The following is a 25,662-nucleotide window of genomic DNA, read 5'->3' on the forward strand; positions in this document are numbered from 1 at the left end:
TTGCTGATACAGCAACGACAGGGGCATTCCATCAGTGGTTGCGGCTATACTGCTGTAACACAATATACCGCGCCCTTCCTTATTATCGAGATAGCCGGGGCCTTCTGCATTGCTGATATCATGCGCTACCAGGACGGTTGTCGTTTCTGAAAGCTGCTGAGCCCCATAGAGCATCATTGTTTTCTTCAGCTCCTCCAGGCTTACTTCTTCATTCTTGAAAAACTCATACGTTGCCTTAGTGTCATACCAGCTCTTATTGTGCCTGGGTATGCTGCTACCTGGTTGTGAACTAATATTGTTCAGTACAGTCACAAAACGTTCATCTCTGCGGATGTCACCGAAATCGAGATGAGGAAAATCCTTCATGGTTATCTTATGCACTGCAAGTATTTATGTCAAAGAACATCTATTATTTTTACCCATTCAAATTTGGGTAAGGCTTAGCTGCCGGCAGGCAGGTGTAACTTCAGCAATATAACATTACTCAGCCCCGATAGCTATCGGGGTCCGGGCAGACGGAACATGAAATTCCCGTACTGCGCAAGGCCGTGGGCGTTGTGCGCTACAGTAGTTGCATCAAATTCAAGCTAGTTTTTTTTCATGTTTTCTTCGCAATTTCTTGAGTTCTTGTCCGCGACGTTTACTACAAGCTAGAGCGACAACTAGATCAACCTGAAGATTCATTATTGCAAAATGTATTCAAGCAGAGATGAGCTTCAATTTAATGTCTTGCATCGCTACTGATCCAAATTGTTTTTTAATGTTGATTTTTTGCTATGAATTATGATTGCAAAGGATATTCTCAATTTGTTTCGAAATTGTATGGCAGGTTTAGAGAGTAAAATGTAAAGCCAGGATGGACATCCCGGCTATCGGTTCAATAAAATCGAACCGTATGACTAAAGTTGAATATTCCAGTGAAGAATTAATTCGTAGTTCTATATTCTGATGGTGACATTCCCACCCGCTGCTTAAACAGCCGTGTAAAATGCTGCGGATATTTAAATCCCAATTCGAATGCTATTTCATTAACGGTTTTATTCCGGTCAAATACTTTTTCTTTTGCGATATCAATAACTTTCGACTGAATAAATTCCTGGGCGGTTTTCCCGGATTCTTTTTTAATCAGGTCGCCAAAATAATTTGTAGATAAATTTAGTTCGGTTGCGCAGTAAGCCACTGATGGAAGACCGATCTGGTGTGGTTTTTCACTAAAGAAAAATTCATTCAGCAATGTTTCAAATCTTTCCAGGATTCCTTTATGTGCATTGTCGCGGGTGATGAATTGCCTTTCATAAAACCTTGAACAATAATTAAGGAATAATTCGATGTTGGATACGATCAGTTTTTTACTATGATTGTCTATGGCACGTTCCAACTCATACTCAATTTTGGAAAAACAATCCAGTACCAGTTTTCTTTCACGTTCTGAAATATGCAATGATTCATTTGACTGATATCCGAAGAATGTATAATCGTGAATATGCTTACCGAGTGATGTTCCATGTATTAAATCAGGATGAAAGACCAACGCGTATCCTTTGGGCTGGTAATATTCACCGTTGCCTTTTATACCTGCCACCTGGCCAGGCGCAAGAAACACCAATGTGCCTTCCTGGTAGTCGTAAGTGTGGCGACCATAGACAAGATCTCCGCATTTCACATCTTTAAGGAAAACGGTGTAGAAACCAAAATACATCTGCGATCCCTGTCTTGGGCTTGATTTGGACAAATCCACTACACTTACCAGTGGGTGTAATGTTTCATTATTGTTGAAAACATTGTAGTCGTTAACGGTTTCAAATCTTCTCATTTCCATAATCGTAATTTATTGACTCACTAAAATTACTTCATTAACACAGCATTGATATGAACATCATACTAAATCCGGGATAATGGTAGATATATCCGTAATCTGTATACCATGCAATCAGGCTGATGAATTGACCTTTACGCATGATGAAGCAAATAGTTTGTTACACTAAAATTTCGGCTAAAAAGGTATTGTCAACCAAACACGTTGCAATTTGCCTTGCATTGTTGATCTCATTAAACTTACCAGCTCAAAAGGAAAACGGTTCAGGCCCTTTTATCCAAACTTCCTCAGGGAAATTGCGTGGTGTTACGGAAGGCACAGTTTCCAGTTTTAAAGGAATTCCCTTCGCTGCACCACCTGTTGGTGAATTTCGGTGGCGGCCACCGCAGCCGGTTGTTGCCTGGCAAGGCGAACGAGATGCAACTAAATTTGGTGCTGATTGTGCACAGATGGGCTTTCCGCGTCGCGGAGATTCAATTTCAAGATCTTCATCAGAAGACTGTCTTTTTCTTAATGTGTGGAAACCTGCAAATGCTTCAGCAGGAGCGAAATTGCCTGTGATGGTCTGGATACACGGTGGTGCTTTCGTTTTCGGGAGCGGAGTGTTTAATGAATTTTCGGGATCATCTTTTACTGACAAGGGAGTCATTTTAGTAAGCATCAATTATCGGTTAGGCCGGCTTGGTTTCTTTGCATTCCCGGCACTCAGCCGTGAACATCCGGATGAATTCAAAGGCAGCTACGCGTACATGGATCAGATTGCCGCATTGAAATGGATACAGCAGAATATTGCAGCATTTGGTGGTGATCCGAAAAACGTAACCATTTTCGGTGAATCAGCTGGAGGTGTTTCCGTGATTTCATTGATGACAATTCCATCAGCAAAAGGTCTCTTTCAAAAAGCAATCAGCGAGTCTGGTGGTGGTCGTGATGGTGTACTCACAGGCAGACCGATTGCAAAAGAAAATGCTGACCGATACTATCCTGTTTCAGCAGAAACGATTGGAATAAACTTTGCACGCAAGCACGGTATTGAAGGTACTGATGAGGCTGCGTTGGCTAAACTTCGTGCGCTGCCGGTGGAAAAGATTGTTGATGGCGGACAGGAAAATGCAAACAACCTACCTATTTATTCAGGTCCGATCCTGGATGGAAAGCTTGTTGTTGAAACTGCAGAGAGTGCATTTAAGGCAGGTCGGCAGAACAAGGTGCCTGTCATCATCGGATCAAACAGCGCAGAGGTCGGTGGTGGTTTTGTCAATGCACGCAACAAAGCAGAGCTGATCAATTTATTTGGTGAAATGAAGTCAGAAGCTGCAACAGTTTATGATACAACCAATACCGAATTTGCAAAAATTCTCACACTGGTGAATACGGATAAGGTTTGGGCGGAACCTGCTCGTTTTATCGCAAATGCAACAGTAGAAAAAAAGGATAAAGCCTTCATCTATCTTTTCTCCTATGTTTCTCCTACAGCACAACAATTCATGCGTTATGGCGCGGGACATGCATCTGAGATCGCCTATGTTTTTGATAATCTAAGGGGCAGGAACGGAGCTGTTTTGCCACCGAAAGATTTTGAAGTGGCTAAGATGATGAATACTTACTGGACGAATTTTGCAAAAACCGGCGATCCTAACGGCAACGGACTACCGAAATGGCCGGTGGCAAATCCAAAAAAGAACGAGATCCTTGAATTTAAAGCAGATGGTACTGCTGTGGGCGAAGCTGATCCAACTAAAGCAAGGCTGGACCTGATTGAAAAAGCAGTGACATCCGGAAATTTACACTAAGTTTTAAATAAAGATGATGAAACAAAGGATAGTGATTTGCTTAGTGATATTAACCAATAATATTTGTTTATCAGGTGCTATGGCTCAATCTGAAAATAATTATAAAGGTCAACTGAGCGCAAAAGAAAGGAGCATTATAAAAATTGCTTCATTCACGGCAATCGGTGACCTGAAAGGATTAAAACCTGCGCTTAATGAAGGTTTGACATCGGGTTTAACAATAAATGAAATAAAAGAAGTGCTGGTTCACTTATATGCTTATTGTGGTTTCCCGCGAAGCATCCGTGGGCTGCAGACTTTTATGGAAGTATTGGATGAGCGGAAAGCAAAGGGAATTTCAGATGTTGCCGGAGCTGAAGCTTCCCCGGTAAAAACAGGTGGTACAAAATACGAACGTGGCAAAGCGACTTTAGGTGCACTCACCGGGGTGCAACAACCGGACAAATTATCTGGTTATTCTGCATTCGCTCCTGTAATCGATACTTTCCTGAAAGAACATTTGTTCTCAGATATTTTTGAAAGAGATGTATTGAACTACGCTCAAAGAGAATTGGTAACTATTTCTGTAATCAGCAGCATTGGCTATGCGGATCCGATGTTGCAGTCACATTTGTCTATTTCTTTAAACACTGGGATAAGCCCTGAAAAGCTCAGGGAATTTATTACTGTTATTAAAGAATCAGCTGGCAGCGAGAAAGCTGATGCAGCGCAAAAGATTTTAGATAAAGTGCTCGCTAATCGGAGAAATTAGAAGTGGTTTAAAAAAAGAGAAACAATGAAAAAATTATCTATAGTGACGGTATTAACCATGTCCATGGCAACAGTTAATATCGCTGAGGCCCAAACCGGGAAAAGCAAAACGCAGGCAAATCCATATACGCTGGTATATGAAGGGGCCATCGCCAATAATGTACCGGGAGAGGTAAACATACATCCGGTGAATTATAAGCTGAACGGTATTGATATTGCAGCGAATGTATATACACCAGCCAATTATGATTCTTCAAAAAGTTATCCTGCCGTTGTTGTGGCACATCCCAATGGTGGCTTAAAGGAACAGACTGCAGGATTGTATGCCCAACGGCTGGCTGAGCAGGGCTATATAACTATTGCAGCTGACGCAGCATACCAGGGCGCCAGCGGTGGAGAACCACGTCATACTGATAAACCTTCCAACAGGGTGGAAGATATTCATGGCATGGCTGACTTTATTACTCAGTATGCAGGTGTTGACGAGAATCGGTTAGGCGTTCTCGGTATTTGTGGTGGCGGAGGATATACATTGAAAGCCGTTCAATCGGATAAACGCTTTAAAGCAGTGGCAACCCTGAGCATGTTTAATTCAGGAGAAGTAAGGCGCAATGGTTTTCAGAATTCACAGTTGAACACAATTCAGGATCGGTTGAAAAAAGCTTCTGATGCCCGGGCGCAGGAGGCTGCAGGCGGCGAAATAATTTATGCCGGTGTAGCAAGTGTCACGGATGAGGAGATCGCAAAAATCCCAACGGATTTATACCGTGAAGGGTATGAGTATTATTATAGAACTCATGCGCATCCAAATTCAACTTTCCTGTATACGATGAGTAGTCTTTTTGATTTAATGACCTGGGATGCCACGAGCAATATGGAATTAATTGACCAGCCTTTGCTGATGATGGCCGGTAGCAAAGCAGACACAAAGTATATGACAGATGAGGCATTCAGTAAGGCCGTCAATGCAAAAAATAAGGAACTGTTTGTTGTTGATGGAGCCACGCATATCACCACCTACTGGAAACCTGCGTATGTGAAACAATTCGTTGAAAAACTAAAAGTTTTTTATGGCAAAAATTTATAGCAGGACAGATCTGGCGATCATTTCTATCGTAGTGATCATGATTACCATTTCTTCCTGCCGGGATGCTGAAGAACAGAAATCAAATGTGGATGCTATTCATCAGAAACTGATTTTCGCAAAAGGTGAAAAAATAACCAACAACAATTTTACCGGGAACGCATACCTGCAAATGCTGATCAACGCTGATAGTCTGAACCAGACATCAGTCGGAAATGTAACTTTTGAACCCGGTGCCAGAACAAAATGGCATTTGCATCCGGCTGGTCAGATTTTATTAGTAACAGATGGCGTTGGCTATTACCAGGAAAAGGGGAAGTTAAAGAAAATCCTCCGCAAAGGCGATTCCGTAAAATGTCCTCCGAATACAGAACACTGGCATGGCGCAAGCCCGGATACCTTCTTTGTTCAGTTAGCTATTACCGGCAGGGAAAAAGGTGAAACGGTATGGCTAAATGCTGTGTCTGATGAAGAGTATCTGAAATGAAATATTGATATGACAGTGGTAAGTCTGTTTGAAGGAAAAGCAACTTTATATTAACGAAGATTACATTTTTGAACAGTATCAGTGATTTTGGTATAAATAACTGTAATGTGTATACCGTACAACAAGATTGCTTTGGTGACCTTTACAGAACAATTATAAAAAATGGAAAATGTGAAACTGAATAACGGAGTCGAAATGCCTGTCCTCGGATTTGGCGTATTTCAGATACCCGACGCGGAGGAATGTGAACGCGCCGTGTCAAATGCACTGTTGACAGGATACAGATTGTTTGATACCGCGGCTTCTTACCTGAACGAAGTTGCAGTTGGCAAAGCGATTAAAAATAGTTCGATACCAAGGTCGGGTTTGTTCATTACAACCAAACTCTGGATTCAATCAGATGGTTACAATGGTACAATAAAAGCTTTCGAAAACTCACTGAAAAGATTGCAACTGGATTACCTGGATCTTTACCTGATACACCAACCCTATGGGGACGTATTCGGTGAATGGCGCGCAATGCAGGATTTGTATAAAGCTGGAAAAGTGCGGGCAATCGGCGTGAGTAATTTTACACCGGACAGGTTAATTGATCTAATCATTCATAACGAAGTTGTACCTGCAGTCAACCAGATTGAAACCCACCCGTTTCAACAACAGATGGAAACACAGGAATTTCTTCAAAAGCATAATATCCACATTCAATCCTGGGGCCCTTTTGCGGAAGGGAAAAATAACATATTCGGGAATCAGTTATTATTGACGATGGCTAAGAAATATCAAAGATCCGTCGCACAGATTATTCTACGCTGGCTGGTGCAGAGAAATGTAGTTGCCATTCCCAAATCGGTGCGTAAAGAAAGAATGGAAGAGAACTTCAACATATTCGATTTTCATATAGAAGACGACGATATGGAATCCATCAAACAACTCGATACAAAAACAAGTTTGTTTTTTGATCACAGAGATCCTGCGATGGTCGAATGGTTAGGTACAAGGAAATTAGTCGTATAATTTTCATTGATGGACAGGTACATTCACTTATAATAGTTTTCTATCTCCGAGCTTTGCGAAGAAAGTGTCCCGGTAATTACGGCTTATCGGATAGATTTCTTTACCAATGATCACTTCATTTGATTGCACTTCATCAATATGCCTCATATTGATTATAAATGATCGATGAATTCTTATGAAATCAGGAGGCAATACATTGGCAATACTTGAAAGGCTTACCAACGACATTACCTTTTTTGAAGGAGTAATAATTTTAATATATTCTCTCTGAGCTTCAATGGCACTCACATCCGAGAACAGGAATTTTACAATTCGTGTATCAGTTTTGATAAAAAAATAATCTGGTTTATCGCCTTTTTCATGCGCCGCGACCTGAACAGCAAGAAAGTCCATAGCCTTATCAATTGCTTTTTTAAACCGCTCGAACGATACTGGTTTCACCAGGTAATCGATAACGTCCAGCTCGTATCCTTTAATTGCATATTCCTCGTAAGCAGACACAAGAATTGTTATGGGTCTTTCATTCAGGTTCTTTAGAACATCTATGCCTGTTTTTATAGGCATCCGAATGTCCAGCAACATGATATCAACCGCATTTTCTTCCAGGAATTGAACCACTTCAGCGCCGTTGTTACACACTGCAGCCAGTTCAAGATTTGCAGTCTTTGAAACATAATCCGTCAACAGTTTCCGTGCCGGCGCTTCGTCATCTGCTATCAGGCATCGATATTTCATTTCAGATCTATAGTTAAATTTACCTCAAATGAATTAGAGTCGTTGTGTAAAATCAGTTTATGCTTACCAGGATATATCAGTTCTAGTCTCTTTTTTACATTGGATAAACCAACTCCGCTTTTTTCTTCCAGGGTATTAACAGTATCAATCACATCATTTTTGAGTTGAAAGGTGAGTATGTCTTCCTGGTTTACATCAATACTGATGAATATAGAGCCATTCATTGTATTTCCGTGCTTGAAAGCATTTTCAAGAAATACCAGGAAAATTAAATGGGCAATCTGGTGTCCTTCATTTACACCGGAGTGTCTGAAAACAACATTTGGTTTTTCATCTAATTTCAATCGCCAGAGCTCAATAAAGTTTTCCATAAATGCTATTTCCCTGGATAGAGAAATGAATTTTCCCTGGTCTTCATAAAGCATATGGCGCATCAGTCCTGACAACTTTAAAATAGCGGGTGCTGTATTGGTGTCGCTGAAATAAGCCATTGAATAAATATTGTTCAATGTGTTGAATAGAAAATGGGGGCTTAATTGAAGTTTTAAAAACTTAAGTTCCGAGTTCAGCTGGCTGTTACGAAGTTCAATTTCTCTCCTGTGCGCAGTGATCATGTTGTTGAAAAACCAGATGACGGTGGTAATTAAATAAAATCCGATAGCGGGAACTGATCGGATAAAGTAGGTATAAACAACCGATCGATGGGTCATTCCCAGGACGCTGACCCTTAGAAATACGATAGCAACAATCAATGCGATTGAGGCCGCAAGATACAGGGTGTATCTGCCTTTCCCGTAAAGTTTCGGTAAAAACCAAAAGAAGTTAATATAGCATATTGCCGAAGAAGTAAGGACATCTGAAATAACGGCGCTCCAGATTTCGTATGAAGAATGAATCCAGGTAGTCAGTGAAGCATATAAAATCGCTCCATAACAGAACCAGAAAAGTATATTAAGAGTGTAAAAGGTCCCACGCGACAAGACATCCTGTTTCATTTCGAAATGTAAGCAATAAAAAATTTTCCATTATCATCGATCGTCCAAATTCACAATACAATCTACCGATAACCATTTTTTCTCGTCAAATGTGGCCGACGTAACCATTGGTTTAACCTAGCCATTTTTCAATCGTAGATGAAATCGGTTATTTCGGTGAGTGATTTAGGACGACCATTGATTCGATTCAATCGGTGTCATTTTTTGTCGTCAATTAGCATAATTCAGAAGCTTAAAACAGTTGTATTACAGGAATGAGAAAATTGCTTTTTGTTTTGATTGGAAGTTTGGCGTCCTTAACTCCTTTATTAGGATTAAACGCGCAACAGGCTTCTGGCTTGCCTGTTGAAACGAAAACTCCCAATTCAACCTATAAACCCGCATTTGTTGGACAGACGCGCATAGGTGCAGTAGTTACAAAATCTACTTACGAAGTGAAACTGCTTGATTCCAGTTTACGTTCACCGTGGGGAATAGCTCCTCTTCCCGATGGAAGATTTATTGTGACAGAAAAGGAAGGTAACATACGTATACTTTCAGCAAACGGGAAGCCGGGTGAACATATCAGTGGAGTGCCAAAAGTAAATCCACGGAGCCAGGGAGGTTTATTGGGTATTTGTATTGACCCCGCGTTTGAACAAAACAAATTAATATACTGGGCATTCTCCGAACCGTTGGCAGAAGGAAACATTACTTCTGTCGGAAAGGCAAAGCTTTCCTCAGATGAGAAAAGCCTGGAAGATGTAACCGTAATTTATCGCGCAACCCCCGCTGTGAGAGGTCCTTACCATTATGGTGGTCGTGTCCTTTTTGCAAAGGATGGAACTCTCTTTCTTTCTACAGGCGAACATGCTGATCCGGACAGCAGGTTCCAGGCACAGGATATCAATTCCGGATTAGGAAAAATAATTCGTCTTACAACTGAAGGCAAACCTGCACCCGGAGGGCCTTTTGCAGGAAAGGAAAATGCCAGACCTGAAGTTTATTCTTACGGACATCGAAATGTTCAGGGTATTGCTTTTCATCCGCAGACCGGAGATTTGTGGGAAGCGGAATTTGGTCCAAGAGGTGGTGATGAGGTAAATCGAATAGTACCTGGTAAGAATTATGGCTGGCCGATCATCACTTATGGGATAGATTATAACGGAAAAAAGTTTGGAGATTCTATTCAACAGAAAGCAGGGATGGAACAACCTGTTTATTATTGGGATCCGGTGATCTCACCAAGCGGAATTACATTTTATGATGGTAGCGGCATAAGCGAATGGAAAAACAACTTATTCATTTCATCACTTAGTGGAATGCATATCTGCCGCCTTGTAATTGAGAATAATAAAGTGGTTGGAGAAGAAAGACTTTTATCTGGCGAGAAACAACGATTCCGGGATATCAAGCAGGGGATAGATGGCGCATTATATGCGATAACTGATCAGGGGAAATTATACCGTATTGGGAAAAAATAAATAAGAAGAAATAAATATTCAACGTATGAAATTGTCAATGTTAGCAATGTTTTTATTTGTGCTTGGAATGCATACTGCCTCTGCTCAACAGCCAAAGCCGGCACCTACTGCGGCTGAACAGGAAATCATCAATCTCTCAAAAAAGAAATGGAACTGGATGTCTGAAAAAAATGTCGATTCATTAGGCGTGTTATTTGACGAGAAATCCATGTTCGTCCATATGGGAGGAAGCTGGGGTAAAGTTCAGGAGATTGATGTTATTAAATCCGGACGTATCCATTATAAAACGGCTACTGTCTACAGCACAATTGTAAATCTTATTGATAATACCGCTATTATTTTAAGTGATATTGATCTCGTCGCTGCCGTTGGTGGAAATGAAGTAGTCAATCCTTTTATGGTTACAGAAGTTTTTATTAAAGAAAATGGAAAATGGAAAATGGGTTCACTTTCGTTTTCGAGACTGATGCGACCTGTTAAGACAGGTACCACACCTGCGCAACAATAACATAAACCTTTGAAAAACTTATAAAGTGAAAAAAATACTTTTCGGCTTTCTGGTAATAATAAGTACACAATTAACATTTGCACAGAACACTACTGAACAGGAAATTAAGAATCTATCTGCGCAAAAGTGGCAATGGATGGCAGATAAAGATGTAGAAAAACTGGACAAGCTCTTTCACGAAAAATCCAAATTCGTGCATATGAGTGGCACCTGGAGGAAACCGGAAGAAATGGATATTATTAAGACAGGTCGTATCTGGTATAAGAAAGCGGATGTTCATGATGTTGCTGTAGAAATTGTTGACGACGTTGCCACAGTCTGGAGTCGGATCACATTAACAGCAGATGTGAGAGGTAATGATGCAGTAACAGAGTTTACAGTTACCGAGGTTTATAAAAAACAAAATAAGAATTGGCAGCTTTTAGCGCTAACGTTCAGCAGTGTGAGGGACACACATAAGATTGAACATTAAGATTCAATTGAAGATGACTTGTAAACATATAAAATGGTAGTTTTTTCAACTTTAGTCATACGGTTGAATCAAAAGTTCGACCGTCGGCTGGGATTTTTATCCCGGCCTTTTCTCTTTATTCTGGCTGATGTTGCAATTAGAAATAGACATAAAATCCTTGAGGAAATTCTTTAAAGCAGCAATCACAAGCACTATTTAAAATTCAATTTAGAATTTCAATACAAAGTGCTTGAAAATTTATCGAGTATGGCAGTATTCAATTTAAATGTTAATGGAACGAAACAAAAGGTCGATGTTGACGGTGCGACTCCTATGCTTTGGGTTTTAAGAGACCAACTAAAGCTAACTGGCACAAAATACGGATGTGGCATTGCACAATGTGGCGCTTGCACGATTCATCTAAACGGTGTTGCCACGCGTTCTTGCATTTTACCGGTATCCTCAATTGGAAGTAAGGCTATAACGACTATTGAAGGTCTATCTGAACTTGGTGAACACCCGGTTCAAAAAGCGTGGATCGAACACAATGTTGCACAATGTGGTTATTGCCAAAACGGTCAAATTATGGCAGCAGCTGCTCTGTTAAAGAATAATTCTAAACCCAGTGAAGAACAAATTGAAACAGCTATGAAAGGTAATATTTGTCGATGTGGAACTTATGTGCGGATTAAAGAGGCGATTAAATCAGTCTCGCGAACTTAACTTATTCACCTGGTAAATAACTACAGTTCAATTTTATCATTTAACCCGATAGGTATGTCAGTCATTAATACAAAATACGGTAGGAGATCATTTATTAAAAGTTCTTTTCTTGCCGGAGGCGGCTTGATGCTGGGCTTTAATTCATTGGCCTCGCTAATAACTGAGGGAAGAGCACTTGAGACAATACCTGACGAATGGTTTAACATTAATGCATACCTGAAAATAAGTTCTGATGGTGTCTTCACTATCAAAGCACCACATCCGGAATTTGGAACTGATGTAAGGACTTCTTTGCCTATGATGGTAGCAGAAGAGCTAGACGTGGACTGGAAAAAAGTTGTTGTAGAACAAGCAGACTATAAACCAAGTATTTATGGGAGACAGTATACTGGCGGTAGTAGAGGAGTTATGGAAAAATGGGTCCCTCTTCGTACTACTGGCGCTGCCGCAAGGCAAATGTTGATAAAGGCTGCAGCCAAAACCTGGGATGTTCCGGAGGCAGAAATTACAACTGAAGGTGGAGTGTTATATCACAAAGCAAGTGGAAAATCTGCGAAGTATGAGGAAATGGCAGCACGAGCTGCAGAGATACCAGTGCCAGAAAAGGTCGCATTGAAAGATCCGAAAGACTTTAAAATTATTGGGACCTCTCGCGCAAATGTTGATTTAATAAAAATGGTGACTGGAAAAGCTCCTTATTCTTCTGATATCAACCGAGAAGGGATGCTTTATGCGATGGTTGTGATTCCACCAGCGTTTGGAATGAAATTGAAATCTTTTGATGCTTTATCAGTCAAATCTATGCCTGGTATCAAGGATGTTTTTTCATTCAAAACCTATGAAGATGGATATAAAAGAAATATGTTCGATACAAATGCTTTCCCTGAACTTGTAGCTATTGTAGGGAATTCAACCTGGGAAGTACTGAATGCAAAAAATAAACTAAAAGTAGAGTGGCAGCCATTTACTGAACAATCCTTTGTGATGGCAGGATTCCGAGGCGAACAAACTGTTGTAGTTCCACCAGGTCTTGAAAGTTCATCAGATCACAAAGCAAAAATGAAGGATGCGGCGGATAAACCAGGACGTCAAATGAGAAAAGATGGGAATCCGGAAGAGGTATTTAAGAACGCAGCAAAAGTAATTGAACGCACATATTCAGCTCCATTTTTACCGCATTATATGATGGAGCCTATTACCAGTTTTGCGCATTACACCGATGAAGGACTCTTTGTTGCAGGACCTGTTCAATCTCCGGAAACTACAATTAATACCATTTCATCCAGGATAGGCTTGCCACCAGAAAAAATCCATATTGAATTGACACGTATGGGTGGCGGATTCGGAAGACATTTCCACGCCCATTGTCTTACTGAAGCGGCTGTCATCTCACAAAAAGTTAAAGCTCCGATTAAACTTCAGTACACTCGTGAGGATACCACAAATATGGGTTCATATCGTCCTGCATGTTTAGCTGTTTACAGAGCAGCACTTGATAAGGATAATAACCTGATAGCATTCCATGTAAAGGCTGGAGGTGTGCCAGATAACGGATTAAACGCAAATGCATTTCCAGCTGGGGCTGTAGATAATTATCTGGCAGAAAGTTTTAGCATAGCATCCAATATAACTTCTGGCTGGTTCCGTGCGCCTGGTGATAACTTTATAGGAGGTGTTGAGCAATCCTTCCTTGATGAAATAGCTGAGGCTGCGGGTAAGGATCCGATAGAATTTCGGCTGGAGCTTTTGAAGAGATCAAAAGAAAAGCCTGTTGGTGCGAGAGCTGATTATGATGCTTCAAGATATGCAGGTGTACTTGAGCTTGTCCGTGAAAAATCCAACTGGGCGGCAAATAAAAAACGTGGCGTTGCTGCATATTTATGTCATAGGGCTTATGCCGCTCACGTGATTGATGTTGTAGTGAAAGATAATGTGTCAAGAGTTCAGAGTGTCTTTTCTGCTGTTGATTGTGGGATTGTGGTAAATCCGGATTCCGCAACTAATATGGTAGAAGGAAATGTTGTCGATGCTATCGGGCACGCAATGTATGGAGAATTAACTTTTACCAAAGGTAAACCTGATAGTTCGAACCTTGGTAAATATCGCTTGATCCGTATGAATGAAGCTCCCAAAAATATTGAAGTACATTTTGTCAAAAATGATATTGCCCCAACAGGCTTAGGAGAGGGACCTTACCCGTCAGTATTTGGCGCCCTGGCAAACGCTCTATATAAGGCAACGGGCAAACGCTTTTATCATCAACCATTTATTAAGAACAGCTTTTGATAAGTAGTCTAGCTATAGTACACATAATTTAAATTTGATATGGTTAAAGTAATTCCTATTTTTTTCTATTTCATTTCCTTGGGTTCTGGTAGCCTCTTGAAATGTTCTGGGTTAAAATCTGAAGAATACCTGCATGCGGATAAAATTCTGATTGTGTATTTATCAAGAACCAATAACACAAAAGCAGTCGCTGAAATAATTCATAAAAATACGGGTGGGGATTTAGTTGCATTGGAATTAGCAACACCTTATCCGGAAAACTACAGAGCGACTGTGCAACAGGTAGTTGAAGAAAATGAATCGGGATATCTACCGCCATTAAAAACAAAAATTGACGACATTCAGAGATATGATATTGTATTTGTCGGTTTCCCAACCTGGGGAATGAAATTACCGCCACCGATGAAAACGTTTTTGAAGCAGTACAATTTAAGCGGTAAGAAAGTAATACCTTTTAATACCAACGGTGGATATGGCATCGGAACAAGCTTTCAGACTGTAAAAGAACTCTGTCCTGCGAGTGAAATTCCGGAGGGATTTTCCATGAAGGGGGGAGAAGAAGTATATGGTAAGCTCCTGGTGATAAAGGACGATAAAGCCGTTGAAGCAGAAGCAGAAGTCGTCAGCTGGCTGAAGAAAATTAAAATATTGAAATAGATATCACGGAGTGAACCTGCAATGGCACAATTTTGTAGTGATGAAGCAGTATCTTACTAAATGCGCTTAACCAGGAGGGATTAGACCAAGGTTGACCGATATTAATCTTCAGTTTTGACTTTGATATACGCAAAAAAATAAATTCCCGAATAATGGAAAAACAGGACGCCTTACACAGCAGAAGATCTTTTCTGAAATCTTCATTGTTATCCGGTGGTGGCTTGATGATCAGCTTTAGCGCATTGGCTGAATTTCTGCCATCGAAAAAGTTGGCTGGTCCGGGAATGCCTGATCAGTGGTTTGAACTCACCGGGTATATAAAAATCACTCCGGATAATGTTATAAAAATTCTCAATCCCAATCCGGAATTCGGACAAAATGTAATGACTTCTCTTCCGATGATCGTTGCAGAAGAATTGGAAGCGGATTGGAAGAAGGTGGTGGTTGAAATGGGGCCTCACGATAGCGTGAAATTAGGTTCGCAATTTACCGGCGGAAGTAATTCGGTCAGGATGTATTGGAAACCTTTGCGCGACGCAGGAGCAGCCGCACGGGTGATGCTGACTGAAGCAGCAGCACAAACCTGGAATGTACCCGCGGCAGAAATTACTGCAAAATCCGGAATGCTTTATCATGAGAAAAGCGGAAAATCCGGTACTTATGGTGAGTTTGCATCAAAAGCCGCAGCCATACCTGTTCCGAAAGGAGTAAAGCTGAAAGAGGTAAAAAGTTTTAATGTAGTTGGTAGCTCACAAAAAAATGTGGAGGGACTGAAGATTGTAACTGGTAAACCATTATTTGGTTTGGATTATTACAAAGAAGGCATGAAGATCGCCATGATTCATCACCCGCCTGCCTTCGGGATGAAACTGAAATCATTTGATGCATCGGAGGCGTCAAAAATGCCGGGCATCACAGATGTGTTCAGTTTAAAATTGTATGAAGATGGTTTTGAACAGGCGGGGTTTGATACCAGGACATTCAATGACATCCTGGTGGTGGTTGGTAAAACAACATGGGACGTGATGAATGCAAGAAAGAAATTGAGTGTGCAATGGGAGCCGATTGCAGATACAAAAGAAACCATCAGGGGCTTCAGAGGGAAACAGGAAGTGGTTGTACCTGCAGGTTTGGAAACTACCGAATCTCAATATGCAAAAATGCAGGAAAGGGCAAAAGAACCAGCAACGGTTTTGCGAAAAGATGGTGATCCTGAAACCGCGTTCAAAAACGCGGCTACAATTATTGAACGTACATATACAGCTCCATTCCTTGCACATAATACAATGGAGCCGATGAATTTCTTTGCTGATGTAACAGATGAAAAGGCCCTGGTAGTTGGACCTCAGCAAGCCCCGGGTTGGTCTGAACCTACCCTGGCAAAGCTGATAGGCCTGCCGGCTGAAAAGATTGAAATTCAGATGACCCGCATGGGTGGTGGTTTTGGTCGCAGAGCTTATGCACATTACATGTTTGAAGCCGCACTTATTTCTAAAAAAATAAAGGCGCCTGTCAAATTGATCTACAGCCGTGAAGATGATATGACCTATGGTATCTACCGGCCAATGTATATCGCAACCTATCGCGCAGCCCTGGACGCGAATAAAAATCTGATTGGCTTTCATGTAAAAGGAGGTGGTATTCCTGAACATGCAATTCATGCAAACAGATTTCCTGCAGGAGCAGTTGACAATTATCTCGCAGAAGGGTGGGAACTGCCATCAAATATTACTATCGGTGCATTCAGGGCCCCGCGATCAAACTTCAATGCGGCAGCAGAGCAATCTTTCCTTGATGAATTAGCAGAGGCAATGGGCAAGGATCCGATTGATTTCAGGTTGGAACTGCTGAAAAGAGCAAAGGAAAATCCAGTCGGAAAAAACAATGAATACAGCGCAGACAGGTATGCAGCTGTTCTGGAATTGGTAAAAGAGAAATCCGGATGGAATAAAACAGAGAATAAAAAATACAACCGTGGTGTTGCGGCTTATTTCTGCCATAACTCTTATGCGGCTCATGTAGTAGATATGGTGAAAAGAGATGGTCAGCCATATGTCGAACGTGTGTATAGCGCAATTGATTGCGGTATTGTGATCAATCCTGAATCAGCAAAAAATATGGTGATGGGTGCCGTTGTTGATGGAATTGGTAATTCATTCTATGGTGGATTAACACTAAAGGATGGTGCACCGGAACAAAATAACCTGAACCGCTACCGCATTATCAGGATGCGGGAAGCACCACAAATTGTCGATGTAAGTTTTGTTGAAAACGGGATCGATCCAACAGGATTAGGCGAACCGCCTTTCCCACCGGTATTTGGAGCAGTGGCAAATGCAGTATATAAAACCACCGGGAAGCGCGTGTATAATCAGCCCTATTTCAACAGTACTATCAGTGAAAAATTTGGTGTTGCTGAAAAAAATACAAAACAACAGGGCGACAAAAAATTGCCGCAACCAAAAATTAAAAAAGGTCGGACGCCGTAGACATCATGTGAACGTTTTCTTATAAAATTTCATTACCAGGTTTTAATAAATAACAACTCATGATCTCCTTAAAAATAAATCAGAAGCAATACGATGTTGATGTTAACCCGGACATGCCATTGTTGTGGGTGCTTAGAGATGTACTCCAGATGCCAGGTACAAAATACGGATGCGGTGTTGCCTCCTGCGGTGCTTGCACGGTGCATTTGAATGGTGATGCAGTTCGTTCATGCGTAACAAAAATCAGTCGCGCAGCAAACCAGGAAGTAGTAACAATTGAAGGACTATCTCCAAACGGAGATCATCCGCTTCAAAAAGCCTGGTTGGAAGCAGATGTACCGCAATGCGGATATTGTCAGTCAGGACAGATCATGTCGGCGGCAGTATTGTTGCGTGAAAAACCAGATCCGACAGACCAGGATATTGATGATGCTATGAACGGTAATCTGTGTCGTTGCGGAACTTATCTGCTGATCCGCAAAGCGATCCACCTGGCTGCTGATATGCAAAAGCAAGGTGCTAAAATATAATCGTCTCCAGATTTTTTCCAAACAAAATGAAATCAGATGAAAAATGTCAAAAGCCCGCTATCAAAAGCTTTCGTGATTGTTATAAGCCTGATTTTATTTATTGGGATGAGCGCTTTTTTATTGGAGCCGGCTTCTTCAACAACTGGTAATGAATACCTTGGATACAAAGCGAAAGACAGCGCAGCTTCCGTAAAAGCATTTGCTGACGTATACCGTGTATTAATGAGTCCACGTTGCATGAACTGTCATCCCGCAGGCGAAGTGCCGCTACAGGGAGATGATAGTCATATTCACCAGATGCTTCCCAAAAGAGGCAAGGATGGAAACGGTATTTATGCCATGAAATGTAAAAACTGTCATCAACCATCAAATACACCTGGATTAAATACACCTCCCGGTAATCCTAAATGGGCATTACCACCAGCAGATATGAAAATGGTGTTTGAAGGTAAATCTGCCCGAGAGCTGGCTCAGCAAATCCTGGATATAAAAAGAAACGGGCACAAGACGAAGGAAATGCTCATCGAACATGCGCGTGACACACTTGTGAAAGCAGCATGGGATATGGGAGAAGGAAGAAAACCTCCGCCGTTGACTTATTCTCAATTTGTGAAAGCCTGGGATACCTGGATCAATACAGGCGGTTATGCACCCAGGAAATAAGTAGTAAAAAGTTGGTGCGAAAGGTTCTTCATAACATTAGGTAATTTATGCGATAATTCAATCTTGATTTGGGGTGGGCCTAATTGTTTTTTGTAGTTCAATTTCTGCATGTATAATTTCCCGTATTCTTTCCGTTATTACCGGCTTCCCGTCTACCTCTGAATAATATCATCCTTGTTGCTATTAAATAGACGTAGTCGGGAAGGCGGCAAGAGCGCCTGACCGACTAAACGAAGTGACGGCGGGGGAATGAAGAAACGGTAAATAAATTCCCTAATCACATCAAGTAAATCCAGATGCAAAGCGACTCATCGGTCTAACTACCTAATCCTACGTTCTTCATTCAGCCTACCCGCAATATTCACTTCGGATTTTGCGATATTCAAACCGCACTGGATATTCATTCTCTTGACATAGTATACGATTACACTATCAGTCTCCACGGGATATCGGTAATATTGGTAGAGAAAGCCGGAATTCATATAATTGATAGTTTTCCAGATTGACAGATTTTTGCAGAGTACAAATGTCCTTTTCGAAATCGGCGATCGCGATAATAAAATTGAATTCTGCATGAAACATTCCCAACGAAAAATAGATTTTCTTCTTGCAGCCGTCATCGCACTACTTGGCACATCATGTGGTGTATCTAAAAAAAATGCAAATAAGGAGGCACTTACAATCATCGAACAGGGAAGTTTTACAGTAGGCGGTACAATAATAACTAACCCCGGAACTTTTGATCCATATAAGCCAACACCGGAAGGCCAAACCTATCGCGGTGATCACGCGTATCTTTTTTACCAGGTTCCTGTTAATGCAAGAAAATATCCGCTGGTCATGTGGCATGGTATCGGTCAGTTTTCAAAAACCTGGGAAACAACACCGGACGGACGCGAAGGTTACCAGAATATATTTTTACGTCGCAGGTTTGGCGTGTACATAATGGACCAGCCCAGGAGAGGAGATGCAGGAAGAAGTACAGTAGGCGGCACTGTTAACCCTAACCCCGACGAGCAGCAATGGTTTGGTGTGTTTCGCGTAGGTATATGGCCTAACTATTTTGAAGGTGTACAATTTGCACGCGATACAAATACATTGAATCAGTATTTCCGTTCGATGGTACCTAATATCGGACCAATCGATATTAATGTCAATGCTGAAGCAGCATCAGCATTGTTTAATAAAATTGGCCCCGCAATTCTTGTTACGCATTCACACTCCGGTGGAATGGGATGGTTGACGGTTACTAAAAATCAAAATGTAAAAGGGGTTGTTTCTTATGAACCTGGCAGCGGTTTTCTTTTTCCCGAAGGAGAAGTACCGGCGCCCATTGAAAGTTCTGGTGGCACGCTGGCTGCAGTACCAGTTCCCATGTCGGATTTTATGAAACTCACAAAAATTCCGATCATTATTTACTACGGAGATAATATTCCTGATAAGCCTTCTCCGAATGGTGGTGCAGATGGATGGCGCGCAAGACTGGCGATGGCAAGGCTTTGGCGTGATGCAGTAAACAAACACGGTGGTGATGTAACTGTTGTTCATCTCCCGGAAATAGGAATCAAAGGCAATACGCATTTTCCATTTTCTGACCTGAACAATATTCAGATTGCAGACTTGATGTCTGCATTTCTTAAGGAAAAGAAGTTGGATTAATTTATCAGCTGCTATTCCAACATTATAATAATTACAAACAGAAAACATGCAACCAACAAGGATCGGGTTTACCAAATTAACTTTCATGTTTGCCTTGATTGGAATGATGGCTTGTAAATCAAATGAAAGTGAACGATCATGGAGTGTATACAAAGGAGATGAAAGAAGCAGCAGTTATTCATCACTTAACCAAATCAACGCTGCCAACGTAAGCCAGCTTAAACAGGTATGGACGTTTGAGATGAATGACCTTCCTGCATCTGCACAGGCTGCCAACAATCAATGCAATCCGATTATCGTTGATGGCATCATGTATGCCATTTCACCCAAACGTTCAGTATTTGCAATTGAAGCAGCTACGGGAAAACAGATCTGGGCGTATGACTTTTTTAACGGAGGTGGCGGTGGTGGTGTAAACCGTGGAGTGACCTATTGGGACAAAAGAATAATTTATGCAGCAGGGAGTTTCCTCGTTGCACTGGACGCAACAAATGGTAAACCGATAACAAGCTTTGGTGATAGTGGTAAGGTTAATCTCAATGAAGGTGTGCGTGATGATCCGGAAAAAATTGCAGTAACCTTAACTACTCCAGGAATCATCTTCAATGATCTGATCATTATTGGTTCAAGACTTCCCGATCTGTATGGAACACCACCCGGTTATGTTCGCGCATATAATTGCAAAACGGGTGCATTGGTATGGACATTTCATACGATTCCATTACCTGGTGAAGCCGGGTATGACACCTGGCCGAAGGATGCATATAAGTATGCAGGCGGTGTAAACAACTGGTCCGGGATGGCGGTAGATACAAAACGCGGAATGGTATTCATGTCACTCGGTTCGCCAACCTATGACTTCTACGGCGCAGACAGGATCGGACAAAATCTTTACGGGAATTGTGTACTCGCATTGGACGCTGCAACAGGTACACATAAATGGCATTATCAAACAGTTCATCATGATATATGGGACTATGATTTGCCTTCACCTCCCAACCTTGTACAATTGGAAAAAGATGGGAAGACAATTGATGCAGTTGCCCAGGTAAGTAAGCAAGGGTTCATTTACATTTTAGATCGTGAAACCGGTCAGCCGGTGTTTCCGATTGAAGAACGTGCTGTACCCGCATCAAATCTGCCTGGAGAACAGGCGTGGCCCACACAACCATTTCCAACCAAACCCGCACCATTTGCACGACAGCTGATTTCGGAAAACGATCTGTCTCATTTTTCAGATTCCGGTCATGAGGCGGTTTTGAAAAAGTTCAGGTCAATGCGATATGAAGGGATCTATACACCACCGGATTTAAAAGGTACATTGATGTTTCCGGGAACGAGAGGTGGCGCAAATTGGGGCGGTGCTGCCTTTGATGAAACAACAAACACATTGTATGTAAGGTCAAGTGAAGCACCGGATATACAAACGATTATTGAAGTGGATCCAAACGCTGTGGCTGATATGCCGATCATTGATCAGGGTCGTAGAATGTATGCCGTGTATTGCGCTTCCTGCCATGGTGCAAATAAAGTAAGTAACACTCCAACATATCCATCCCTAACTGACTTGAATAAACGAATGAGTCGTGAAGCTGCTCTTGATAAAATTCAGAAGGGTGGGGGTTTAATGCCGCCATTTGCAGGAGTATTAAAAGAAGATGAGCAGCAGGCGATACTTGCATTTGTTCATAGTGCAGGAAAAACTCAGGATACTGCTGCGAAAGCTAAAGCTGATACAACAGAGAAAAAAAAGCTATACCTCAATACAACAGGGTATGCTACCTGGAAAGATCCTTCAGGTAATCCTGCGATAAAAGCTCCCTGGGGAAGATTGCATTCACTGAATCTTTCAACAGGCGAGTACAACTGGCAAATTCCGCTAGGTAATGATGATAAACGACAGGCAGCAGGAGAGCCTGAAACTGGTCAGGAGGGAAAGGCTGGACCTATTGTGACTGCCGGGGGATTAATTTTTATTGGTGGTGGTGATGATAAAAAATTCAGAGCCCTGGATAAGGAAACGGGGATAGTTGTTTGGGAAACGGTATTGCCTGGAATCACTAACGCGACCGCCTGTACGTTTTCAGTGAAAGGAAAGCAATACGTTTCAGTTTGCGTAAGTGGCACGAAAGAAAAGCCTTCGGGTTCTATTGTTACTTTTTCAATAAATTGATTAAAATATTTCTACCTCGTCATTACTGATATAGATTTAGCCGGATCTCAGCTGGCTTGCAATTACAAATTTTTATTATGCCCTCGTCAGTCGATTAACAAGTCAGAAATCGATAATGACGGAAGCGTTGTATATTCGCTTACACAACGTATGTAGTGTATGCGGACAGGGTTTATGTTTTGGGTTTCCCATTTAATCTTAAAATATTAATGGCTGCGAGAACATCAACTTATCCTGTTTGTTTTTATCAATGGTAGAGGAGATAAATTAATGAGGCCTGCATTTCCAGCTATGGTTATAAAAATATCTTTATGGATATTATTGGTATTCTGTTTTCCATCGATGACGTTCAGCGCTCATTCCCAGGAGAAGCCGGGCATAAAAGACAGTGTTGTTGAATTATCGCAAATTGTCGTTTCTGCATCCAGGAGTGGCGAGAAACTTTTGCAGGCACCAGTAAGTATTGAAAAACTCAGTCCGCGCGATATTCGTCAGACAGCTCAACCTTCATTCTTTGACGCCATTGAAAATCTGAAAGGGATTCACATGATCACTCCGAGCCTGGGCTTTAAAGTGATCAATGCGCGTGGCTTCAGCAACACCACAAATGTTCGTTTTGTACAGATGGTTGACGGAATGGATATCCAGGCACCACATATCGGCGCACCAATGGCAAATTCGCTGGGTCCTAGTGATCTGGATATTCAATCGGTAGAGGTATTGCCCGGTGCTGCTTCTGCATTGTATGGCATGAATGCGATCAACGGAACAGCCAACTTTCTTCTCAATGATCCATTCAATACAGAAGGTTTGAGCATTTACCAGAAAACAGGAGTCAATCACATCAATAGCAGCGAACATAGTGCTGCATTGAATAGTGAAACATCTTTGCGATGGGCAAAGGTTCTTGGAAGTAATTGGGCTTTCAAAATAAATACTAGTTACACAGCCGGAGTAGACTGGTATGCGGACAACCGGATGGACCTGGCTCCGAATCTCAATGCGTCTACAGGTTTAACCGGTGAACTCAATCCTGGAAAAGACCTTGTAAATATATATGGTGATGAGGCTTCAAATCGAAGAACGCTGACTCTCGGAGGAAAACAATACATCGTAAGCCGGTCGGGGTATGCAGAAAAAGATATGGCCAGTTATGACCTGGGGAACTTTAAAGGCGATGTTTCTCTTGCATTCCGACCGTCAGAGAAGATGTACATCAACTATACATTTCGCTTTGCACATACCAATACGATTTACCAGCGTACCAATCGTTTCCGGCTGGATAGATATGCCACCGGGCAACATAGTATTTCTTTGAAGACAGGTAGTATACAATTCAGAGCTTATGTAAATACCGAGAATACGGGCGATTCATACAATATCCGCTCGATGGCTGAAAATGTTGACCGCGGATTTAAATCGGACAATAACTGGTTTTCTGATTTTACCAATAGTTACAATAATGCAATTTCTCAAGGCTCTGATGTAAGTGATGCAATGAATATAGCAAGATCATATGCAGATAATGACCGGCCCGCTCCGCACACACCTGAAATGGATTCTCTTATCGATAAATTGCGCGATATCAATAACTGGGACCAGGGAGCAGCGCTGCGTGTAAAAGCACAGATGTATCATGCAGAAATTCAGCATACGATTACCAATGATATTTTTAAAAAATTACAATCGGTGCACAAATTGTCCATCATGTACGGGCTCGATTATCGCGAATATGCAGTAGTACCGGATGGAAACTATTTTATCAATCCTTCCAAACCCGGAAGCAACCTTCACTACAGGAAAGCTGGTGGATTTATCCAGGCTACGCAACAGCTGTTCAAGCAAAAATTAAAACTGAATGCTGTGCTTAGAATTGATAAAAACCAGTACTACGAGGCGAAACTAAACCCACGATTTGCTGTTGTCTATTCTCCCTCTCAGCAACACAATTTCCGAATTGCGTTTCAGCAGGGAGATCGTTTCCCGAGCCTGTTCGAAGCTTTTTCAAATATCAACAGTGGAGGAGTGAAGCGTGTGGGCGGACTACCGGTCATGTCTAATGGTATTTTCGAGAACAGTTATTTGCGTTCATCCATTGATGCATTCCAGGCTGCAAATACAAAAGATATTAATTCAGGTGGGTTGACGTTGGATGAGGCTGTACAGAAAAACCAGGGATTGCTGAAAAAGAATGAGTATACTTACCTGGAACCAGAAAAAATACAGAGTATCGAATTCGGATATCGGGGAGTGGTTTTTGATAATAAAATAGTTATTGATCTCGATCTTTATTACAACGTTTACAAAAATCTGATGGCCCAGGTCGAAGCAAATATCCCTAATTCGACAGCGCCTGATAGTTTACTCTATATTCTGAACAACAGGCAAAGGCAGGCCAGGTATCGTTTATGGACGAATTCCAAAACAGTAAGCTACAACTATGGGAGCACGTTAGGATTGACCTGGAATTTCTTTAAGAATTATACGCTTGCGGGAAATGTGACACTGGCAAAACTCGACAGGAAGACCAATAACGATGGATTGGAGGATGCTTTTAACACGCCCATGTGGATCTATAATGTTGCGGTCGGCAATCCGGATCTGTGGTCGGGGGTTGGGTTTCAGATTAATTTCCGCTGGCAAAGCGAATGTCTCTGGCAGTCGTCACTTGCGACAGGAGAGGTGAAAGCGTACTCCTCTATGGATGGGCAGGTTCAGTATCATCCAAAGAAAGATAACTGGAGTGTAAAGATCGGAGGTGTTAATCTTTTAAACCGGTACTACTACAGTTATATTGGAGGACCATCGCTGGGAGGAATATATTACTGTACGTTTGTGTGCAAGGTGATTTGATCATCGAGGTTATTGATAAGGTAGAGTCCATGAGAAGTAATCTCTTCATTTTAGCGGCAATAATTGTAACAGTTTATTTTCTGCAGATGTAAAAATTAAATGACAGAAAACGGTCACAATAGAAACTAAAATTATGATATAGTCCGGATTGTAATTTTTAAATGGGATACTTCAAATACTATGCTCCCTGATAATTCTACAGCAATTAGTCTGACCCGAAATGAATTAAAGATTTTAGAAAATCTACTCTAAAATGCTGTTGATGGCTTTGACGCGATCCCCGCCTGACCGACTCACAGAATATATTTAGAGAATGTTTCGGGACAGTCGCACAGGGAACCGCCGACCCTCTGCTTGCAAAAAATAAATCTTAACTGAAATAAAAAAGGGCCTCAAATGAGACCCTCTGTGGGAGTTGACGGGATCGAACCGCCGACCCTCTGCTTGTAAGGCGGTCAATTTATATTTACCGATATTTTTCTTTGTCTATTTTAATATTGATTATCAATTAGATAAACGTTTTCATTTTCCCG

21 protein-coding genes are annotated in these 25,662 nt (G+C 41.5%); 17 read left to right on the plus strand and 4 right to left on the minus strand.

Annotation, left to right across the window (positions count from 1 at the left end):
- On the minus strand, positions 1-381 hold a 381-nt coding region (locus tag P2W82_RS13515), incomplete at its 3' end, for an IS4/Tn5 family transposase DNA-binding protein (protein WP_336516429.1).
- 544 nt (positions 382-925) lie between these two features.
- Positions 926-1,819: a helix-turn-helix domain-containing protein gene (locus P2W82_RS13520; protein ID WP_336516430.1), complete on the minus strand. Its 894-nt coding sequence runs from the start codon at positions 1,817-1,819 to the stop codon at positions 926-928.
- 137 nt (positions 1,820-1,956) lie between these two features.
- Between P2W82_RS13520 and P2W82_RS13525 the strand changes: the two genes are divergently transcribed.
- The 5 genes from P2W82_RS13525 to P2W82_RS13545 all read left to right on the plus strand — a co-directional run bounded on the left by P2W82_RS13525 (position 1,957) and on the right by P2W82_RS13545 (position 6,944).
- Positions 1,957-3,609 (plus strand): carboxylesterase/lipase family protein, encoded by a 1,653-nt coding sequence (locus P2W82_RS13525; RefSeq protein ID WP_336516431.1) that lies wholly within the window; start codon positions 1,957-1,959, stop codon positions 3,607-3,609.
- Positions 3,610-3,625: 16 nt separating this feature from the next.
- Positions 3,626-4,360, plus strand: a complete 735-nt coding sequence (locus P2W82_RS13530) for a carboxymuconolactone decarboxylase family protein (protein ID WP_336516432.1) — start codon at positions 3,626-3,628, stop codon at positions 4,358-4,360.
- Positions 4,361-4,384: 24 nt separating this feature from the next.
- Positions 4,385-5,446, plus strand: a complete 1,062-nt coding sequence (locus tag P2W82_RS13535; RefSeq protein ID WP_336516433.1) for an alpha/beta hydrolase — start codon at positions 4,385-4,387, stop codon at positions 5,444-5,446.
- Positions 5,430-5,930 carry a cupin domain-containing protein gene (locus tag P2W82_RS13540; protein ID WP_336516434.1) on the plus strand — a complete coding sequence of 167 codons (501 nt, stop codon included), beginning with the start codon at positions 5,430-5,432 and terminating at the stop codon, positions 5,928-5,930. Before P2W82_RS13535 ends, P2W82_RS13540 begins: the two co-directional genes overlap by 17 nt.
- A gap of 162 nt (positions 5,931-6,092) precedes the next feature.
- Positions 6,093-6,944, plus strand: coding sequence for an aldo/keto reductase (locus P2W82_RS13545; RefSeq protein WP_336516435.1), 852 nt, complete (start codon positions 6,093-6,095; stop codon positions 6,942-6,944).
- Positions 6,945-6,971: 27 nt separating this feature from the next.
- Here the strand turns inward: P2W82_RS13545 and P2W82_RS13550 are convergent, their stop codons facing one another.
- Both P2W82_RS13550 and P2W82_RS13555 read right to left on the minus strand, forming a co-directional pair.
- On the minus strand, positions 6,972-7,679 hold the full coding sequence (locus tag P2W82_RS13550; protein WP_336516436.1) for a LytR/AlgR family response regulator transcription factor: 708 nt from the start codon (positions 7,677-7,679) through the stop codon (positions 6,972-6,974).
- Entirely contained in the window at positions 7,676-8,674 is a 999-nt protein-coding gene (locus tag P2W82_RS13555; protein WP_336516437.1) for a sensor histidine kinase, read from the minus strand. Before P2W82_RS13555 ends, P2W82_RS13550 begins: the two co-directional genes overlap by 4 nt.
- A 254-nt stretch (positions 8,675-8,928) precedes the next feature.
- On the opposite strand from P2W82_RS13555, the gene P2W82_RS13560 reads away from it, so the two are divergent.
- The 12 genes from P2W82_RS13560 (at position 8,929) to P2W82_RS13615 (ending at position 25,129) form a co-directional block, all read left to right on the plus strand.
- On the plus strand, positions 8,929-10,137 hold the full coding sequence (locus P2W82_RS13560; RefSeq protein ID WP_336516438.1) for a PQQ-dependent sugar dehydrogenase: 1,209 nt from the start codon (positions 8,929-8,931) through the stop codon (positions 10,135-10,137).
- A 25-nt stretch (positions 10,138-10,162) separates the two neighbouring features.
- Positions 10,163-10,645, plus strand: coding sequence for a nuclear transport factor 2 family protein (locus P2W82_RS13565; RefSeq protein ID WP_336516439.1), 483 nt, complete (start codon positions 10,163-10,165; stop codon positions 10,643-10,645).
- A 25-nt stretch (positions 10,646-10,670) separates the two neighbouring features.
- On the plus strand, positions 10,671-11,117 hold the full coding sequence (locus tag P2W82_RS13570) for a nuclear transport factor 2 family protein (RefSeq protein ID WP_336516440.1): 447 nt from the start codon (positions 10,671-10,673) through the stop codon (positions 11,115-11,117).
- A gap of 246 nt (positions 11,118-11,363) precedes the next feature.
- A complete protein-coding gene (locus P2W82_RS13575; RefSeq protein ID WP_336516441.1) occupies positions 11,364-11,819 on the plus strand; it encodes a (2Fe-2S)-binding protein in 456 nt (151 codons plus the stop codon).
- A gap of 54 nt (positions 11,820-11,873) precedes the next feature.
- Positions 11,874-14,105: a xanthine dehydrogenase family protein molybdopterin-binding subunit gene (locus P2W82_RS13580; RefSeq protein ID WP_336516442.1), complete on the plus strand. Its 2,232-nt coding sequence runs from the start codon at positions 11,874-11,876 to the stop codon at positions 14,103-14,105.
- Positions 14,106-14,258: 153 nt separating this feature from the next.
- Complete coding sequence (locus tag P2W82_RS13585; protein WP_336516443.1) at positions 14,259-14,762, plus strand: flavodoxin; 504 nt, start codon at positions 14,259-14,261, stop codon at positions 14,760-14,762.
- A 152-nt stretch (positions 14,763-14,914) separates the two neighbouring features.
- Positions 14,915-17,251: a xanthine dehydrogenase family protein molybdopterin-binding subunit gene (locus P2W82_RS13590; protein WP_336516444.1), complete on the plus strand. Its 2,337-nt coding sequence runs from the start codon at positions 14,915-14,917 to the stop codon at positions 17,249-17,251.
- Positions 17,252-17,310: 59 nt separating this feature from the next.
- Entirely contained in the window at positions 17,311-17,781 is a 471-nt protein-coding gene (locus tag P2W82_RS13595; RefSeq protein ID WP_336516445.1) for a (2Fe-2S)-binding protein, read from the plus strand.
- A 36-nt stretch (positions 17,782-17,817) separates the two neighbouring features.
- The gene (locus tag P2W82_RS13600) at positions 17,818-18,444 is read left to right on the plus strand and encodes a hypothetical protein (RefSeq protein WP_336516446.1); all 627 of its coding nucleotides are present in this window, start codon (positions 17,818-17,820) and stop codon (positions 18,442-18,444) included.
- Positions 18,445-19,017: 573 nt separating this feature from the next.
- Positions 19,018-20,103, plus strand: a complete 1,086-nt coding sequence (locus P2W82_RS13605) for an alpha/beta hydrolase (protein WP_336516447.1) — start codon at positions 19,018-19,020, stop codon at positions 20,101-20,103.
- Between the two features lie 46 nt (positions 20,104-20,149).
- Positions 20,150-22,276: an outer membrane protein assembly factor BamB family protein gene (locus P2W82_RS13610; protein WP_336516448.1), complete on the plus strand. Its 2,127-nt coding sequence runs from the start codon at positions 20,150-20,152 to the stop codon at positions 22,274-22,276.
- Positions 22,277-22,567: 291 nt separating this feature from the next.
- Positions 22,568-25,129 carry a TonB-dependent receptor gene (locus P2W82_RS13615; protein WP_336516449.1) on the plus strand — a complete coding sequence of 854 codons (2,562 nt, stop codon included), beginning with the start codon at positions 22,568-22,570 and terminating at the stop codon, positions 25,127-25,129.
- Positions 25,130-25,662: the final 533 nt, after the last annotated feature.

This window comes from Pollutibacter soli, assembly GCA_029269725.1.
In the GTDB taxonomy this organism is placed as follows: Bacteria; Bacteroidota; Bacteroidia; order Chitinophagales; family Chitinophagaceae; genus Pollutibacter; species Pollutibacter soli.

What these genes read in the sequence shown, in the direction of transcription:
- P2W82_RS13610 (WP_336516448.1), top strand. Translation starts at nt 20,150, where the DNA reads ATGCAACCAACAAGGATCGGGTTTACCAAATTAACTTTCATGTTTGCC.
- P2W82_RS13545 (WP_336516435.1), top strand. Translation starts at nt 6,093, where the DNA reads ATGGAAAATGTGAAACTGAATAACGGAGTCGAAATGCCTGTCCTCGGA.
- P2W82_RS13520 (WP_336516430.1), bottom strand. Translation starts at nt 1,819, where the DNA reads ATGGAAATGAGAAGATTTGAAACCGTTAACGACTACAATGTTTTCAAC.
- P2W82_RS13540 (WP_336516434.1), top strand. Translation starts at nt 5,430, where the DNA reads ATGGCAAAAATTTATAGCAGGACAGATCTGGCGATCATTTCTATCGTA.
- P2W82_RS13525 (WP_336516431.1), top strand. Translation starts at nt 1,957, where the DNA reads ATGATGAAGCAAATAGTTTGTTACACTAAAATTTCGGCTAAAAAGGTA.
- P2W82_RS13600 (WP_336516446.1), top strand. Translation starts at nt 17,818, where the DNA reads ATGAAAAATGTCAAAAGCCCGCTATCAAAAGCTTTCGTGATTGTTATA.
- P2W82_RS13575 (WP_336516441.1), top strand. Translation starts at nt 11,364, where the DNA reads ATGGCAGTATTCAATTTAAATGTTAATGGAACGAAACAAAAGGTCGAT.
- P2W82_RS13580 (WP_336516442.1), top strand. Translation starts at nt 11,874, where the DNA reads ATGTCAGTCATTAATACAAAATACGGTAGGAGATCATTTATTAAAAGT.
- P2W82_RS13560 (WP_336516438.1), top strand. Translation starts at nt 8,929, where the DNA reads ATGAGAAAATTGCTTTTTGTTTTGATTGGAAGTTTGGCGTCCTTAACT.
- P2W82_RS13555 (WP_336516437.1), bottom strand. Translation starts at nt 8,674, where the DNA reads ATGAAACAGGATGTCTTGTCGCGTGGGACCTTTTACACTCTTAATATA.
- P2W82_RS13615 (WP_336516449.1), top strand. Translation starts at nt 22,568, where the DNA reads ATGGTTATAAAAATATCTTTATGGATATTATTGGTATTCTGTTTTCCA.
- P2W82_RS13595 (WP_336516445.1), top strand. Translation starts at nt 17,311, where the DNA reads ATGATCTCCTTAAAAATAAATCAGAAGCAATACGATGTTGATGTTAAC.
- P2W82_RS13550 (WP_336516436.1), bottom strand. Translation starts at nt 7,679, where the DNA reads ATGAAATATCGATGCCTGATAGCAGATGACGAAGCGCCGGCACGGAAA.
- P2W82_RS13530 (WP_336516432.1), top strand. Translation starts at nt 3,626, where the DNA reads ATGAAACAAAGGATAGTGATTTGCTTAGTGATATTAACCAATAATATT.
- P2W82_RS13605 (WP_336516447.1), top strand. Translation starts at nt 19,018, where the DNA reads ATGAAACATTCCCAACGAAAAATAGATTTTCTTCTTGCAGCCGTCATC.
- P2W82_RS13590 (WP_336516444.1), top strand. Translation starts at nt 14,915, where the DNA reads ATGGAAAAACAGGACGCCTTACACAGCAGAAGATCTTTTCTGAAATCT.
- P2W82_RS13535 (WP_336516433.1), top strand. Translation starts at nt 4,385, where the DNA reads ATGAAAAAATTATCTATAGTGACGGTATTAACCATGTCCATGGCAACA.
- P2W82_RS13565 (WP_336516439.1), top strand. Translation starts at nt 10,163, where the DNA reads ATGAAATTGTCAATGTTAGCAATGTTTTTATTTGTGCTTGGAATGCAT.